General features: G+C 49.2%; 1 protein-coding gene. It reads right to left on the bottom strand.

Annotation, left to right across the window (positions count from 1 at the left end; all coding sequences use genetic code 11):
* Positions 1 to 98: 98 nt before the first annotated feature.
* On the bottom strand, positions 99 to 679 hold a 581-nt coding region (locus KI363_RS21625), incomplete at its 5' end, for a UPF0236 family transposase-like protein (protein WP_212967615.1).

The following is a 679-nucleotide window of genomic DNA, read 5'->3' as shown; positions in this document are numbered from 1 at the left end:
GTTTGAGTCAAGTATTTGTGGGCAGAAATTTTCGCCCTTTAATTTTGTAAGCACTCTCATACTTTCAGGGTTCTCCAAAGTCGACTATTTTTCCATTTTTAAAAACCGGACAGCTCTTTTAAAGCACGATATACGGGAATGTTTGCTTTTTGGCTTAAGTATGGCAGATTGCCCCTTACAGCTTCACCGACAGTACTTTTTAGCTTCTCCCGGTAATATCTTGGCGGTTTCTCCTCTTTCTCCTTTGTCCATGCCTCCACCTGACCAATCAATGTACGGAGGGATAGTTTATCCAGGTGCCCGATGAGGCCTGTCATCATGGCCTTCATCCCTTCCGCCACCCAGCTCCGGCCGTTTTTCATGCGACGGGCAAACACCCTCATGGTTGCCTCAGCGCTGCCCATCGCCCGCATTCCTTTTGTGTCGATCCCTTTTTCCTCGAGCCACTTCCTGTAATCGCCCAGGGCTTCCGGGTATTGTTCCAGCTGCTTGATCAGCTCTTCCAGCTTTTCCTCTTTGCTTTCCTTTTCAAGGGTACCGACCGCGCTGTTTAATTCAATGAGCAGCTTCTCTCCATCATAGGCAGCGAGTGCCTTCCGAATGGCCTTGTAACGGGAATGGCCCCGAAAAATCCTCTGAATGTCGCGTGCCACATGGAAGCGGTCAATAGTGAAGAAGG

This window comes from Lederbergia ruris, assembly GCF_018332955.1.
GTDB lineage: Bacteria > Bacillota > Bacilli > Bacillales > Bacillaceae_C > Lederbergia > Lederbergia ruris.
Note: the sequence above shows the minus strand (reverse complement) of the source record. Positions and strands in the feature narration are given on the sequence as shown.